Origin of the sequence: Pantoea sp. DY-15 (genome assembly GCF_019795935.1) — a bacterium.
Classification (GTDB): domain Bacteria; phylum Pseudomonadota; class Gammaproteobacteria; order Enterobacterales; family Enterobacteriaceae; genus Pantoea; species Pantoea leporis.
In genome coordinates this window covers 17,762-32,082 of record NZ_JAIMIF010000010.1, presented here as the reverse complement: position 1 = coordinate 32,082, position 14,321 = coordinate 17,762, and the positions used below count along the sequence as shown (strand labels likewise).

Annotated in this window: 12 protein-coding genes, 4 tRNA genes and 1 rRNA gene; 15 read left to right on the top strand and 2 right to left on the bottom strand. The window is 49.4% G+C overall.

Translation table 11 applies throughout. The features are described from left to right. Nucleotides 1-5: 5 nt before the first annotated feature. From rrf to birA, 3 genes are all read left to right on the top strand, one after another. Nucleotides 6-121: ribosomal RNA gene (rrf, locus tag K5Y32_RS24740) — 5S ribosomal RNA — on the top strand. A gap of 147 nt (nt 122-268) precedes the next feature. After that, a complete protein-coding gene (gene murB / locus K5Y32_RS24735; protein WP_222186138.1) occupies nt 269-1,306 on the top strand; it encodes a UDP-N-acetylmuramate dehydrogenase in 1,038 nt (345 codons plus the stop codon). Continuing rightward, nucleotides 1,303-2,265, top strand: a complete 963-nt coding sequence (gene birA, locus K5Y32_RS24730) for a bifunctional biotin--[acetyl-CoA-carboxylase] ligase/biotin operon repressor BirA (RefSeq protein WP_222186137.1) — start codon at nt 1,303-1,305, stop codon at nt 2,263-2,265. Before murB ends, birA begins: the two co-directional genes overlap by 4 nt. Nucleotides 2,266-2,326: 61 nt before the next feature. On the opposite strand, the gene coaA is transcribed toward birA, so the two are convergent. Together coaA and K5Y32_RS24720 are read right to left on the bottom strand one after the other, a co-directional pair. Further along, nucleotides 2,327-3,277, bottom strand: a complete 951-nt coding sequence (coaA, locus tag K5Y32_RS24725) for a type I pantothenate kinase (RefSeq protein WP_176973755.1) — start codon at nt 3,275-3,277, stop codon at nt 2,327-2,329. A gap of 202 nt (nt 3,278-3,479) precedes the next feature. Further along, on the bottom strand, nt 3,480-4,037 hold the full coding sequence (locus K5Y32_RS24720) for a GNAT family N-acetyltransferase (protein WP_222186136.1): 558 nt from the start codon (nt 4,035-4,037) through the stop codon (nt 3,480-3,482). A 329-nt stretch (nt 4,038-4,366) separates the two neighbouring features. Here K5Y32_RS24720 and K5Y32_RS24715 point away from each other — a divergent pair. The 12 genes from K5Y32_RS24715 to rpoB all read left to right on the top strand — a co-directional run bounded on the left by K5Y32_RS24715 (nt 4,367) and on the right by rpoB (nt 14,254). Further along, nucleotides 4,367-4,442 (top strand) — tRNA-Thr (locus tag K5Y32_RS24715). Between the two features lie 7 nt (nt 4,443-4,449). Beyond that, nucleotides 4,450-4,534, top strand: a tRNA-Tyr gene (locus tag K5Y32_RS24710). A 192-nt stretch (nt 4,535-4,726) separates the two neighbouring features. Then, nucleotides 4,727-4,801: transfer RNA gene (locus tag K5Y32_RS24705), tRNA-Gly, on the top strand. Between the two features lie 5 nt (nt 4,802-4,806). Continuing rightward, nucleotides 4,807-4,882: transfer RNA gene (locus K5Y32_RS24700), tRNA-Thr, on the top strand. Nucleotides 4,883-4,989: 107 nt separating this feature from the next. Continuing rightward, nucleotides 4,990-6,174, top strand: coding sequence for an elongation factor Tu (gene tuf, locus K5Y32_RS24695; protein WP_180822597.1), 1,185 nt, complete (start codon nt 4,990-4,992; stop codon nt 6,172-6,174). A gap of 227 nt (nt 6,175-6,401) precedes the next feature. Further along, nucleotides 6,402-6,785 (top strand): preprotein translocase subunit SecE, encoded by a 384-nt coding sequence (gene secE / locus K5Y32_RS24690; protein ID WP_064741592.1) that lies wholly within the window; start codon nt 6,402-6,404, stop codon nt 6,783-6,785. 1 nt (nt 6,786) lies between these two features. After that, entirely contained in the window at nt 6,787-7,332 is a 546-nt protein-coding gene (nusG, locus tag K5Y32_RS24685; protein WP_007886300.1) for a transcription termination/antitermination protein NusG, read from the top strand. A 148-nt stretch (nt 7,333-7,480) separates the two neighbouring features. After that, a complete protein-coding gene (gene rplK, locus K5Y32_RS24680) occupies nt 7,481-7,909 on the top strand; it encodes a 50S ribosomal protein L11 (protein WP_007886298.1) in 429 nt (142 codons plus the stop codon). 3 nt (nt 7,910-7,912) lie between these two features. Beyond that, nucleotides 7,913-8,617: a 50S ribosomal protein L1 gene (rplA, locus tag K5Y32_RS24675; RefSeq protein WP_007886296.1), complete on the top strand. Its 705-nt coding sequence runs from the start codon at nt 7,913-7,915 to the stop codon at nt 8,615-8,617. A gap of 349 nt (nt 8,618-8,966) precedes the next feature. After that, a complete protein-coding gene (rplJ, locus tag K5Y32_RS24670; protein WP_007886294.1) occupies nt 8,967-9,464 on the top strand; it encodes a 50S ribosomal protein L10 in 498 nt (165 codons plus the stop codon). Nucleotides 9,465-9,530: 66 nt separating this feature from the next. Beyond that, nucleotides 9,531-9,893 carry a 50S ribosomal protein L7/L12 gene (rplL, locus tag K5Y32_RS24665; RefSeq protein ID WP_101763017.1) on the top strand — a complete coding sequence of 121 codons (363 nt, stop codon included), beginning with the start codon at nt 9,531-9,533 and terminating at the stop codon, nt 9,891-9,893. 332 nt (nt 9,894-10,225) lie between these two features. Continuing rightward, the gene (rpoB, locus tag K5Y32_RS24660; RefSeq protein ID WP_176972885.1) at nt 10,226-14,254 is read left to right on the top strand and encodes a DNA-directed RNA polymerase subunit beta; all 4,029 of its coding nucleotides are present in this window, start codon (nt 10,226-10,228) and stop codon (nt 14,252-14,254) included. Nucleotides 14,255-14,321 lie beyond the last annotated feature (67 nt).

Sequence of the window (14,321 nt, the reverse complement as noted above, 5' to 3'; positions counted from 1 at the left end):
ATTTGCCTGGCGGCTTTAGCGCGGTGGTCCCACCTGACCCCATGCCGAACTCAGAAGTGAAACGCCGTAGCGCCGATGGTAGTGTGGGGTCTCCCCATGCGAGAGTAGGGAACTGCCAGGCATCAGACAGTGAAGAAGCCCCGAACGAAAGTTCGGGGCTTTTTTACGTCTGTACATTAGCAATTTCTCACCAGAAATAAGAAAACATCAAACTCGCAACCTGCCGATCAGGTAAACTACGGCCAGATTAATCAGTAAAGGCCGTGAAATGTCCAGCCCCAATACATCCCTAGAAGCTTTCAATACTCTTGGTCTTACGATCAATGCACAAACGCTGACTATCGCTGAAACGCCTGACGCTATTACTTTGGCCTGGAAAGACAGTCAGCAATCAAATCTGCCCTTTATTGTATTAGGCGAAGGGAGCAACGTACTCTTTCTGGAAGATTTTAGCGGCTCGGTGGTGGTTAATGCGATTAAGGGCATAGCTATCGAGGAGAATGACGAAGCTTGGCATTTACATGTTGGTGCCGGCGAAAATTGGCACGCTTTAGTTGAGCAGACGCTAAAGAAGGGTATTACAGGACTGGAAAACCTGGCGCTAATTCCTGGTATGGCTGGCTCAGCACCGATTCAAAATATCGGTGCATATGGTGTCGAATTTAAAGATATCTGTCACTACGTTGAAGCTATACATCTTCCAACGCGAAATATAATTCGTTTGTATCGAGAAGAGTGCCAGTTTGGCTATCGCGATAGTGTTTTCAAACATGCAATGAAGAATGACTATGTCATTGTTGCAGTGGGATTACGCTTGGCAAAGCAGTGGAAACCTGTTCTAACTTATGGCGATCTGACTAAATTAAACTCAGCAACAGTGTGTGCCTGGGATGTATTCAATGAAATTTGCCATATGCGCCAAAGCAAACTGCCCGACCCAAAAATCACAGGCAATGTGGGTAGTTTCTTCAAAAACCCGCTGATTACAGCTGAGCATGCAGACGCACTAATTATGCAGTGGCCATCCATTCCTCATTATCCACAGGCCAGTGGTGACGTGAAATTAGCAGCAGGCTGGTTGATCGACCAATGTGGTCTTAAAGGCTTCCGTGTGGGTGGCGCCGCAGTTCACCGTCAACAGGCTCTGGTACTGATTAATGAAGATCATGCTACTCCACAGGATATTGTCGATTTGGCGCACCAGGTTAGGAATAGAGTCGGACAAAAGTTTGATGTTTGGCTGGAGCCAGAAGTGCGCTTTATCGGTGCTCGAGGCGAGCGTAACGCCGTTGAGGTAATTTCATGAAAGATAATAGCGTGCCGTTAAAGTTAGTGGCATTGGTGGCTGATGGTGAATTTCACTCTGGTGAGCAACTGGGCGAAGCGCTTGGCATGAGCCGTGCTGCCATCAATAAACATATACAGACTCTGAAAAGCTGGGGTCTGGATGTATATACGGTTACAGGTAAAGGCTATAGCTTACCGGGGCCAATTCAGTTACTGGATGAAGAAGTCATTTTGTCTCACCTGCATCAACCTAATCTGGCGTTGATTCCTGTTATTGATTCTACCAACCAATATTTGCTGAATCGGATGGATCAATTGCCGTCTGGCTACGCATGCATTGCCGAATATCAGCAAGCAGGGCGCGGACGTCGCGGGCGTAAGTGGTTTTCACCATTTGGCTCCAACCTGTATATGTCCATGTATTGGCGTTTGGAGCAGGGGCCAGCTGCGGCGATGGGCCTGAGTCTAGTGATTGGTATCATCATGGCAGAAGTGATTCAGTCATTAGGTGCACCGGATGTACGGGTTAAATGGCCTAATGATCTCTATCTTAACGATCGTAAACTTGCTGGTATTTTAGTTGAGTTAACCGGAAAAACCGGCGATGCCGCTCAGATCGTTATAGGTGCTGGCGTCAATTTGCTGATGCGTTCAGAAGGCACGGCAGAAATTAATCAGGGTTGGATTAATCTTCAGGAAGCGGGTGTTGATATCGATCGCAACGAGTTAGCTGCGAAGCTGATTAATAGCCTGCGTGAAGCATTACCCATTTTTGAACGCGATGGTTTGGCGCCATTTGTTTCACGCTGGGAAGCCCTTGATAACTTCATTAATCGCCCAGTGAAGCTTCTTATTGGTGATCGTGAGGTATATGGCATTGCGCGAGGTATTGATAAGCAGGGCGGTTTATTACTGGAGCAGGATGGAGTCGTTAAATCCTGGGTCGGGGGCGAGATTTCGTTGCGTCCAGACAATTAATGCACATGAGTAAAAAATTAAAATGCCCACAATCTTTTATGGGCATTTTATTTAAAAAAGACTATTTTCTCAAACGTACACTTTGCACCGCATGATCAGCCGACTTAGTCATAATAAGGCTGGCTCGTTCGCGTGTAGGCAGAATATTTTCCTTTAAATTAAGCCAGTTAATCTCTTTCCATAGCCCACGCGCAATATTGAGTGCATCCTCTTCTGGTAATTGCGAATAGTGATGGAAATAAGAGTCCGGATCGCTAAACGCGCCCTCACGGAATTTCAAAAATCTATTTACATACCAGCTCTCAAGTAATGACTCAGGCGCATCGACGTAAATTGAAAAATCCACAAAATCAGACACAAATACATGATGAGGATCGTGAGGATAGTCCATACCGCTTTGCAGCACATTCAATCCTTCAAGAATAAGAATATCAGGCTGTTGTACGACTTTATCGCCATCCGGAATGACATCGTAAATCAGATGAGAATAAACCGGCGCTGTCACCTGGTTGGCACCTGATTTTAAATCAGATACGAAGTTAACCAGACGATGCATATCGTAAGATTGCGGGAACCCTTTTTTCTTCATCAATCCGCGTTCTTTGAGCACGGCATTAGGATGCAAAAAACCATCAGTAGTGATCAGTTCAACTTTGCGGTGTTCTGGCCAGCGGCTAAGCAGCGCCTGAAGCACACGAGCGGTTGTGCTTTTTCCTACCGCAACGCTGCCGGCAATACTGATGATATATGGGATTTTCTGCCCATTAGTGCCAAGGAATTGCTCAAGCACTGCCTGACGACGCAGATTTGAACTGATATAGAAATTAAGCAGACGCGATAGCGGCAGATAAATCTCGGCCACTTCTTCTAATGAAAGGTCTTCATTGATACCACGCAGACGCTCAATTTCACCTTCAGCCAACGTCATTGGTACTGAATCGCGCAGCGCTGCCCATTGTTGGCGATTAAACTGCAAATAGGGCGTAGTAAGCGGTGTCGTTTTTTTACTCATAAGCATGCATCTGAGTGCAAATTCTGATTCATCAACACCTTGCTGCATTAGGCATACAACGATGTATCAAACTCAATTGCACGTCACAGGGGTAATTAACGAGAACAATGGGCAGGAGGGTAACACCAGTGTGACTTTAAAAAGAAGTAAAATGATAAACAGGAGCACGCTTTCGCAAGCGTGCCCGCATTTTTCTTATCGGTCAGTAGCTTGTCGCTACATTTTCTGCTGGGCTGGTACGCAGACGTTTATAGTAAATCGCGCCGGGATGAGGATGCCCATCCGCGCATAATGCATAGTCGGGCAATTCCCCTAAATAGTGGTAGCCGTGTGACCGGTAAAAATTTTCTGCTTTAGAACCAGCAATGACATCCAAATAAAGTAGCCAACGCTGATAGCTTTCTGCCTTGTGCTCAAGCGTCTGCATTAATCTGCGTCCAATCCCTTCTCTTTGAGCGCTGGAATGTACAAGCAGCTGTAAAACTTCCGCGCGATTTTGTCCATCTGGACGCTGACAAATATTGAGCTGCACGCTTCCCACCACAACCGAGTCGATGACGGCAATCCATAACAGCAACTCATGGCGTGCCAGTTGGTTGCGCAAGCTATGAAAATAGCGCTCGGCATCCTGATACTGTTGCATTCCTTGCGAACGCTGAAATGCCGAAGTCATATTGTTTTTTACCGCGTCAATCATCAGGGTAGCCAAAGCCTGGCGATAAAGGGGTAATGTTTCGGCAGTGAGCTGAACAATATTCATGCGACATCCTCCATTTAATGATCCGATTAAATAGATAAGCAAAATGCGGGCCAGCAGAAAAAACGACTGAAGCGGATGGTTTCACGAAAAATTTTCTACAATTTGCACGGCAGAAAGGCAGTGTGCTTCAAAAATGTGCATTGGAAATGATGGCGATCCATAACAAATCGATCGATATCGTGATGTAAAAATGCACGGATTTTGGATGATTTTACTGCAGGTAATGGCTAATTTGAGATGGTTTGCACAAATAGTAAGCGATAGAACAATTTTGACGATTTTTTTGTTGCATCCTTCTTCGGGTCTTCCTAGAATGCGCTCCACTTGATGCCGGCTTAGCTCAGTTGGTAGAGCAACTGACTTGTAATCAGTAGGTCACCAGTTCGATTCCGGTAGCCGGCACCATCAAGTAGGTGGGATTCCCGAGCGGCCAAAGGGAGCAGACTGTAAATCTGCCGTCACAGACTTCGAAGGTTCGAATCCTTCTCCCACCACCATCTCAACCTCTTGGTTGGGCATCAGATAAAGTCTTTATCTGATGGGTGAGTTCTTCATCTCTCACCTTCGAATTTCAGATTGCGCATTAGCGCAATCAAAGTTGGTCAGAAACTCTGACCGGCTCGAATAATAGAAGGTCTTCTTTTATTATTCATAAGCTACAGAAAGAACAGGTAGCCGAGTTCCAGGATGCGGGCATCGTATAATGGCTATTACCTCAGCCTTCCAAGCTGATGATGCGGGTTCGATTCCCGCTGCCCGCTCCAGATGTGCTGATATGGCTCAGTTGGTAGAGCGCACCCTTGGTAAGGGTGAGGTCCCCAGTTCGACTCTGGGTATCAGCACCACTTCCTTTATCTCTCTCCTGATTCTCTCTCTGTAAACCAAACAGTCAGGCATTGCCTGGTTGATATGACGATATCTTCGATATATCCGTGTCTTAGAGGGACTAGCGATGGCTAAAGAGCAATTTCAGCGTAACAAACTGCACGTAAACGTGGGCACCATCGGTCACGTCGACCACGGTAAAACCACCCTGACTGCAGCAATCACTACCGTACTGGCTAAAACCTACGGCGGTAAAGCAAGCAAGTTCGATGAGATCGATAAGGCGCCAGAAGAGAAAGCACGTGGTATCACCATCAACACTTCTCACGTTGAATATGAAACCCCGACTCGCCACTATGCGCACGTTGACTGCCCAGGCCACGCCGACTATGTGAAAAACATGATCACCGGTGCTGCGCAGATGGATGGCGCGATCCTGGTTGTTGCTGCGACTGATGGCCCAATGCCACAGACCCGTGAGCACATCCTGCTGGGTCGTCAGGTTGGCGTTCCTTACATCATCGTGTTCCTGAACAAGTGCGACATGGTTGATGATGAAGAGCTGCTGGAACTGGTTGAGATGGAAGTACGTGACCTGCTGTCAGCTTATGACTTCCCAGGCGACGACACTCCAATCGTACGTGGTTCTGCTCTGAAAGCGCTGGAAGGCGAAGCTGAGTGGGAAGCTAAAATCATTGAGCTGGCTGAGCATCTGGATACTTACATCCCAGAGCCAGTACGTGCAATCGACCTGCCGTTCCTGCTGCCAATCGAAGACGTATTCTCAATCTCAGGCCGTGGTACCGTTGTTACCGGTCGTGTTGAGCGCGGTATCGTTAAAGTGGGCGACGAAGTTGAAATCGTTGGTATCAAGGCGACTGTTAAGTCTACCTGTACTGGCGTTGAAATGTTCCGCAAACTGCTGGACCAGGGTCAGGCTGGCGAGAACTGCGGCGTTCTGCTGCGTGGTATCAAGCGTGAAGACATCCAGCGTGGCCAGGTTCTGGCTAAGCCGGCTTCAATCAAGCCGCATACCAAGTTCACTTCAGAAGTTTACGTTCTGTCTAAAGATGAAGGCGGCCGTCATACTCCGTTCTTCAAAGGCTATCGTCCACAGTTCTACTTCCGTACAACTGACGTGACCGGCAACGTTGAGCTGCCAGAAGGCGTAGAGATGGTAATGCCAGGCGACAACGTTCAGATGACCGTTGAGCTGATCCACCCAATCGCGATGGATGAAGGCTTGCGCTTCGCTATCCGTGAAGGCGGCCGTACCGTCGGTGCGGGTGTTGTTGCTACAATTATCGCTTAATTGCGATAAGATTTGACGCAATGCACAAGGAAAGGGCATCATTTGATGCCCTTTTTGCACGCTGTTGTATAGAACCTGGCTCATCAGTGATTTTGCATCATAATCATTGCTGAGACAGGCTCTGTTTCACGGCGTTGGATACCGAGTTACGCTCAAAAGCTCATTCGGTTTGGATGCCTCGCACTGCGGGGCAGTATAGTTTCTGAATTATTGTGGCAGGTTGGTTTATGAGTGCGAATACCGAAGCTCAAGGAAGCGGGCGCGGCCTTGAAGCGATGAAATGGGTAGTTGTGATCGCATTGCTCCTGGTAGCAATCGTCGGCAACTATATCTATCGCGATGTAACACTGCCGCTGCGCGCGCTGGCTGTGGTTGTGCTGATCGCTGCAGCGGGCGGCATTGCTTTGCTGACAATCAAAGGCAAAGCGACTGTGGCATTTGCCCGTGAAGCTAAAACCGAAATGCGTAAGGTCATTTGGCCGACTCGCCAGGAAACATTGCACACCACGTTAATCGTTGCCGCGGTAACTGCCGTGATGTCACTGATTTTGTGGGGGCTGGATGGTATTCTGGTCCGTCTGGTATCGTTTATCACTGGCCTGAGGTTCTGAGATGTCTGAAGCTCCAAAAAAACGCTGGTACGTCGTTCAGGCGTTCTCCGGTTTTGAAGCCCGCGTAGCGAAATCGCTGCACGAGCATATCAAACTGCACAACATGGAAGAGCTTTTTGGCGAAGTCATGGTGCCGACTGAAGAAGTCGTCGAAATCCGTGGCGGACAGCGTCGCAAAAGCGAACGTAAATTCTTCCCTGGCTACGTATTGGTTCAGATGGTAATGAATGATGCCAGCTGGCACTTAGTGCGCAGTGTACCGCGTGTAATGGGCTTTATCGGTGGTACTTCTGACCGTCCTGCGCCAATCAGTGATAAAGAAGTTGATGCGATTATGAACCGCCTGCAGCAGGTGGGTGATAAGCCGCGTCCAAAAACGCTGTTCGAGCCAGGCGAGATGGTACGCGTCAGCGACGGCCCGTTTGCCGACTTCAACGGCGTGGTCGAAGAAGTGGACTACGAGAAGAGCCGCTTGAAAGTGTCTGTTTCCATCTTTGGTCGTGCAACGCCAGTGGAACTCGACTTCGCTCAGGTGGAGAAAGGTTAACCCTTTTGTTCACTTTTTAGCTCTTGCGGAAGGCGCGAAATTTACCTATAATTTCGCGCCTTTTGTTTTTATGTGCCGGCAACGGCATATAAATCGTTATCACGGGGAGCCTGTTTTTCAGGCGCTATAACCCAATTGAGGAATTATCATGGCCAAGAAAGTACAAGCCTACGTTAAGTTGCAAGTTGCAGCTGGTATGGCTAACCCAAGTCCACCTGTTGGTCCAGCACTGGGTCAGCAGGGTGTTAACATCATGGAATTCTGCAAAGCGTTCAACGCTAAGACTGAATCCCTGGAGAAAGGCCTGCCTACTCCTGTTGTTATCACCGTATACAGTGACCGTTCTTTCACCTTCGTTACCAAAACGCCTCCGGCTGCCGTACTGCTGAAAAAAGCAGCGGGCATCAAGTCTGGTTCTGGTAAGCCGAACAAAGACAAAGTCGGTAAAGTTTCCCGTGCTCAGGTACGTGAAATCGCAGAAACTAAAGCTGCGGACATGACTGGTTCTGACGTAGAAGCGATGACTCGCTCTATCGAAGGTACTGCTCGTTCCATGGGCCTGGTAGTAGAGGATTAAGAAATGGCTAAGCTGACCAAGCGCATGAGCGTAATCCGTGACAAAGTTGATGCTACTAAGCAGTACGACATCAACGAAGCTGTTGCTCTGCTGAAAGAACTGGCTACTGCCAAGTTCGTAGAAAGCGTTGACGTTGCTGTTAACCTCGGCATCGATGCACGTAAATCTGATCAGAACGTACGCGGCGCGACCGTTCTGCCACACGGTACTGGTCGTTCAGTACGTGTTGCCGTCTTCACCCAAGGTGCAAACGCCGAAGCAGCTAAAGCAGCTGGCGCAGAACTGGTTGGTATGGAAGACCTGGCTGAGCAGATCAAAAAAGGCGAAATGAACTTTGACGTTGTTATCGCATCTCCAGATGCAATGCGCGTTGTTGGCCAGTTGGGCCAGGTTCTGGGCCCACGCGGTCTGATGCCAAACCCGAAAGTTGGTACTGTAACGCCTAACGTTGCTGAAGCAGTTAAAAATGCTAAAGCAGGTCAGGTTCGTTATCGTAATGACAAAAACGGCATCATCCACACCACCATCGGTAAAGTGGATTTTGACACTGACAAATTGAAAGAAAACCTGGAATCTCTGCTGGTTGCGCTGAAAAAAGCTAAACCATCACAGGCGAAAGGCGTGTACATCAAGAAAGTCAGCATCTCTACCACCATGGGCGCCGGCGTTGCCGTTGACCAGGCTGGTCTGAGTGCATCAGCAAACTAATTGCTGCTTGTAACGGGCGAAAAATTCATCTAGAATCTTACGCCCGTTGTTCTGGTTGTATACGCAATTCAGAACCCAGATTCAAAGCGAGTGAGTCACAAAGTCTAAACACTTAGTTGTTCAGTCGCTTAGGTTGGAGCCAGGCCTTATCCTGGCCTCCGTCCGAGACCGCAGGAGCAGAATATTTTCGGATATCTTGCTTAATATCCTGCGTAGACGGTGACAGAACCAAAAAGAATTATTTCTTCGCTGGATTCTGCTCACCGTGTAATAGCGCTTATCGCCTTCGGGTGAATAAGTGAAGTGAGTTCCGGGAAATTATTCCCGGTCAATCCAGGAGCAAAAGCTAATGGCATTAAATCTTCAAGGCAAACAAGCGATTGTTGCTGAAGTTAGCGAAGTAGCCAAAGGCGCGCTTTCAGCGGTTGTTGCGGATTCCCGTGGCGTGACCGTTGATAAAATGACCGAACTGCGTAAAGCAGGTCGTGAAGCTGGCGTTTACATGCGTGTTGTTCGTAACACCCTGCTGCGCCGCGTCGTTGAAGGTACTCCTTTCGAGTGCCTGAAAGACACGTTTGTTGGTCCGACCCTGATTGCATACTCTTTGGAACACCCGGGCGCTGCTGCTCGTCTGTTCAAAGATTTCGCGAAAGCGAATGCAAAATTTGAGGTCAAAGCTGCAGCCTTTGAAGGTGAGCTGATCACGGCGGCCAATATTGACCGTCTGGCAACTCTGCCGACTTACGAAGAAGCACTGGCACGTCTGATGTCGACCATGAAAGAAGCCGCTGCTGGCAAACTGGTTCGTACTCTGGCTGCTGTGCGCGATGCAAAAGAAGCGGCTTAAGGCCCAGTTCTTTTCCTTCGTGCTTGCTACCGTATAAACTTTTTCTGATTTTTAGGAACAATCGATATGTCTATCACTAAAGACCAAATTCTGGAAGCTGTTGCCGCTATGTCCGTAATGGAAGTAGTTGAGCTGGTTTCTGCTATGGAAGAAAAATTCGGCGTTTCTGCTGCTGCCGCTGTAGCTGTTGCTGCTGGCCCAGCTGAAGCTGTTGAAGAGAAAACTGAATTCGACGTAATTCTGAAAGCTGTTGGCGCTAACAAAGTCGCAGTAATCAAAGCAGTACGTACTGCAACTGGCCTGGGCTTGAAAGAAGCTAAAGACTTGGTTGAAGCTACTGGTACTATCAAAGAAGGCATCAGCAAAGATGACGCAGCCGCTCTTGAAGCTGCTCTGAAAGAAGCTGGCGCTGAAGTTGAAGTTAAGTAAGACAACCTTCGGGTTGCAGCCTGAGTAACATTAGGCTGATGGCTGGTGACTGTTTAGGTCACCAGCCTTTTTGCGCTACAGGGGAATGATGGCGTTTCGCACTGTTTGTCCGTCATTCCTCTTCAATATCTTTTTCTATCGACGCCTTAATATATCGCTCTCCTGCGAAGGTTCCCTGCCTAAACAACGGCGATGAAATGATTTAAGAGTGATAGAAAGATGTATTGCATGGGGTGCTGCGCATCGCATGAAAAACAAAAAATAGTGTTGCATGAACTGTCCTTTTCAGGACGGACAGCGTGGTTCGACATGTCAGCTAGCTGAGGAACCCCATGGTTTACTCCTATACCGAGAAAAAACGTATTCGTAAGGATTTTGGTAAACGTCCACAAGTTTTGGACATACCTTATCTCCTTTCTATCCAGCTTGACTCGTTCCAGAAGTTCATCGAGCAAGATCCAGAAGGCCAGTACGGTCTGGAAGCAGCCTTCCGCTCCGTATTCCCAATCTCAAGCTACAGCGGCAACTCTGAGTTGCAGTATGTCAGCTACCGTTTGGGTGAGCCTGTCTTTGACGTAACTGAATGTCAGATCCGTGGCGTGACCTATTCGGCACCGCTGCGCGTGAAACTGCGTCTGGTGATCTACGAGCGCGAAGCGCCGGAAGGCACCGTAAAAGACATTAAAGAACAAGAAGTCTACATGGGTGAGATTCCACTCATGACGGACAACGGTACCTTTGTTATCAATGGTACTGAGCGTGTTATCGTTTCTCAGCTGCACCGTAGTCCTGGCGTGTTCTTCGACAGCGATAAGGGTAAAACGCACTCTTCCGGTAAAGTGCTGTATAACGCACGTATCATCCCTTACCGCGGTTCATGGCTCGACTTCGAGTTTGACCCGAAAGACAACCTCTTCGTCCGTATTGACCGTCGTCGTAAGCTGCCGGCCAGTATCATCCTGCGCGCGTTAAACTTCACCTCAGAACAAATCCTTGATCTGTTCTTTGATAAAGTCGTTTACGAAATCCGCGATAACAAACTGCAGATGGAACTGGTGCCTGAGCGCCTGCGTGGTGAAACCGCCTCCTTCGATATCGAAGCAAACGGCACGGTCTACGTTGAGAAAGGTCGCCGCATCACTGCACGCCACATCCGTCAGCTGGAAAAAGACAACATTCAGCACATCGAAGTGCCAGTTGAATACATTGCTGGCAAAGTAGTTGCTAAAGACTACGTCGATCTGAACACCGGCGAGCTGATCGTTCCTGCAAACATGGAATTGTCACTGGATCTGCTGGCGAAACTGAGCCAGTCAGGCCACAAGCGTATTGAAACGCTGTTCACCAACGACCTGGATCACGGTGCGTACATCTCCGAGACCCTGCGTGTTGACCCAACCAACGATCGCTTAAGCGCGCTGGTTGAGATCTACCGCATGATGCGTCCTGGTGAGCCACCAACGCGTGAAGCCGCTGAAAATCTGTTCGAGAACCTGTTCTTCTCTGAAGATCGTTACGATCTTTCTGCGGTTGGTCGCATGAAGTTCAACCGTTCTCTGCTGCGTGATGAGATCGAAGGTTCAGGTATCCTGAGCAAAGACGACATCATCGAAGTGATGAAAAAGCTTATCGGTATCCGTAACGGTATCGGTGAAGTAGATGATATCGATCACCTCGGTAACCGTCGTATTCGTTCTGTTGGCGAAATGGCAGAAAACCAGTTCCGTGTGGGTCTGGTACGTGTTGAACGTGCAGTTAAAGAGCGTCTGTCTCTGGGCGACCTCGATACGCTGATGCCTCAGGACATGATCAACGCTAAGCCGATTTCGGCGGCGGTGAAAGAGTTCTTCGGTTCAAGCCAGCTGTCCCAGTTTATGGATCAGAACAACCCGTTGTCTGAGATTACGCACAAACGTCGTATCTCTGCTCTGGGCCCAGGCGGTCTGACCCGTGAGCGCGCCGGCTTTGAAGTACGTGACGTACACCCAACCCACTACGGTCGTGTATGTCCTATCGAAACTCCGGAAGGGCCGAACATCGGTCTGATCAACTCACTCTCTGTCTACGCGCAGACTAACGAATACGGTTTCCTCGAAACCCCGTATCGTCGCGTTGTTGACGGTAAAGTGGGTGATGAGATTCATTACCTCTCTGCAATTGAAGAGGGTAACTACGTTATCGCTCAGGCGAACACCAACCTCGCTGAAGATGGCAGCTTTGTTGACGATCTCGTCACCTGCCGTAGCAAGGGTGAGTCAAGCCTGTTCAGCCGCGATCAGGTTGACTACATGGACGTTTCCACTCAACAGGTGGTTTCTGTCGGTGCGTCACTGATTCCGTTCCTGGAGCACGATGATGCTAACCGCGCCTTGATGGGTGCGAACATGCAACGTCAGGCGGTTCCAACTCTGCGCGCTGATAAGCCGCTGGTTGGTACCGGTATGGAACGTGCAGTAGCGGTTGACTCCGGTGTAACTGCCGTCGCGAAACGTGGTGGTACCGTTCAGTACGTTGATGCTTCTCGTATCGTTATCAAAGTTAACGAAGAAGAGATGTATCCGGGCGAAGCGGGTATCGACATCTACAACCTGACCAAGTACACCCGTTCTAACCAGAACACCTGCATCAACCAGATGCCGTGTGTCAATCTGGGTGAGCCGATTGAGCGTGGCGACGTGCTGGCAGATGGCCCGTCTACCGACCTCGGTGAACTGGCGCTGGGTCAGAACATGCGCGTGGCGTTCATGCCATGGAACGGTTACAACTTCGAAGACTCCATCCTCGTATCCGAGCGTGTAGTTCAGGAAGACCGTTTCACCACTATTCACATCCAGGAACTGGCATGTGTGTCTCGCGACACCAAGCTGGGGCCAGAAGAGATCACCGCTGATATCCCGAACGTGGGTGAAGCTGCGCTTTCTAAACTGGATGAATCCGGCATCGTGTATATCGGTGCGGAAGTGACCGGTGGCGACATTCTGGTTGGTAAGGTTACGCCGAAAGGTGAAACCCAGCTGACGCCAGAAGAGAAACTGCTGCGTGCAATCTTCGGTGAAAAAGCCTCTGACGTGAAAGATTCGTCACTGCGCGTTCCGAACGGCGTATCCGGTACTGTTATCGACGTGCAGGTCTTCACCCGCGATGGCGTGGAAAAAGACAAGCGCGCGCTGGAAATCGAAGAGATGCAGCTGAAGCAGGTTAAGAAAGACCTGTCTGAAGAACTGCAGATCTTCGAAGCTGGCCTGTTTGGCCGTATCCAGGCCGTACTGATCTCTGGTGGTGTTGAAGCTGAGAAGCTGGACAAACTACCACGTGAGCGCTGGCTGGAGCTGGGCCTGACTGACGAAGAGAAGCAGAATTCTCTGGAGCAGCTGGCTGAGCAATACGATGAGCTGAAGCACGAGTTTGAGAAGAAACTTGAAGCTAAGCGTCGCAAGATCACCCAAGGCGATGATCTGGCACCAGGCGTGCTGAAAATCGTTAAGGTGTATCTGGCGGTTAAACGTCAGATCCAGCCAGGTGACAAGATGGCAGGTCGTCACGGTAACAAGGGTGTTATCTCTAAGATCAACCCTATCGAAGACATGCCTTACGATGAGAACGGTACGCCGGTCGACATCGTACTGAACCCGCTGGGCGTACCGTCGCGTATGAACATCGGTCAGATCCTGGAAACTCACCTCGGTATGGCGGCGAAAGGCATTGGTGAAAAAATCAATGCGATGCTGAAGAAGCAGGAAGAAGTCTCCAAACTGCGTGAGTTCATCCAGCGTGCTTACGATCTGGGCACTGATGTGCGTCAGAAAGTTGACCTGAATACCTTCACAGACGACGAAGTACTGCGTCTGGCAGAGAACCTGAAAAAGGGTATGCCAATCGCGACTCCGGTGTTTGACGGTGCGAAAGAGAGCGAAATCAAAGAGCTGCTGCAGCTCGGCGGATTGCCTTCTTCCGGTCAGATCACCCTGTTCGACGGCCGTACCGGTGAGCAGTTTGAGCGTCAGGTAACCGTAGGTTACATGTACATGCTGAAACTGAACCACCTGGTCGACGACAAGATGCACGCACGTTCTACCGGTTCTTACAGCTTGGTTACTCAGCAGCCGCTGGGTGGTAAAGCGCAGTTCGGTGGACAGCGCTTCGGTGAGATGGAAGTGTGGGCACTGGAAGCATACGGTGCCGCGTATACCCTGCAGGAAATGCTTACCGTTAAATCTGATGACGTTAACGGCCGTACGAAGATGTATAAAAACATCGTCGACGGTAACCATCAGATGGAACCGGGCATGCCGGAATCCTTCAACGTACTGTTGAAAGAGATTCGCTCGCTGGGTATCAACATCGAGCTGGAAGACGAGTAAGTACTCGCAAGTACTGGTTACGGGACGTGCACTTCGGGTGCGCGTCCCTGAGAGTTCCACTCCGACG

Coding starts and splice junctions, on each gene's coding strand:
- murB (WP_222186138.1), top strand. CDS start 269: ATGTCCAGCCCCAATACATCCCTAGAAGCTTTCAATACTCTTGGTCTT.
- birA (WP_222186137.1), top strand. CDS start 1,303: ATGAAAGATAATAGCGTGCCGTTAAAGTTAGTGGCATTGGTGGCTGAT.
- coaA (WP_176973755.1), bottom strand. CDS start 3,277: ATGAGTAAAAAAACGACACCGCTTACTACGCCCTATTTGCAGTTTAAT.
- K5Y32_RS24720 (WP_222186136.1), bottom strand. CDS start 4,037: ATGAATATTGTTCAGCTCACTGCCGAAACATTACCCCTTTATCGCCAG.
- tuf (WP_180822597.1), top strand. CDS start 4,990: ATGGCTAAAGAGCAATTTCAGCGTAACAAACTGCACGTAAACGTGGGC.
- secE (WP_064741592.1), top strand. CDS start 6,402: ATGAGTGCGAATACCGAAGCTCAAGGAAGCGGGCGCGGCCTTGAAGCG.
- nusG (WP_007886300.1), top strand. CDS start 6,787: ATGTCTGAAGCTCCAAAAAAACGCTGGTACGTCGTTCAGGCGTTCTCC.
- rplK (WP_007886298.1), top strand. CDS start 7,481: ATGGCCAAGAAAGTACAAGCCTACGTTAAGTTGCAAGTTGCAGCTGGT.
- rplA (WP_007886296.1), top strand. CDS start 7,913: ATGGCTAAGCTGACCAAGCGCATGAGCGTAATCCGTGACAAAGTTGAT.
- rplJ (WP_007886294.1), top strand. CDS start 8,967: ATGGCATTAAATCTTCAAGGCAAACAAGCGATTGTTGCTGAAGTTAGC.
- rplL (WP_101763017.1), top strand. CDS start 9,531: ATGTCTATCACTAAAGACCAAATTCTGGAAGCTGTTGCCGCTATGTCC.
- rpoB (WP_176972885.1), top strand. CDS start 10,226: ATGGTTTACTCCTATACCGAGAAAAAACGTATTCGTAAGGATTTTGGT.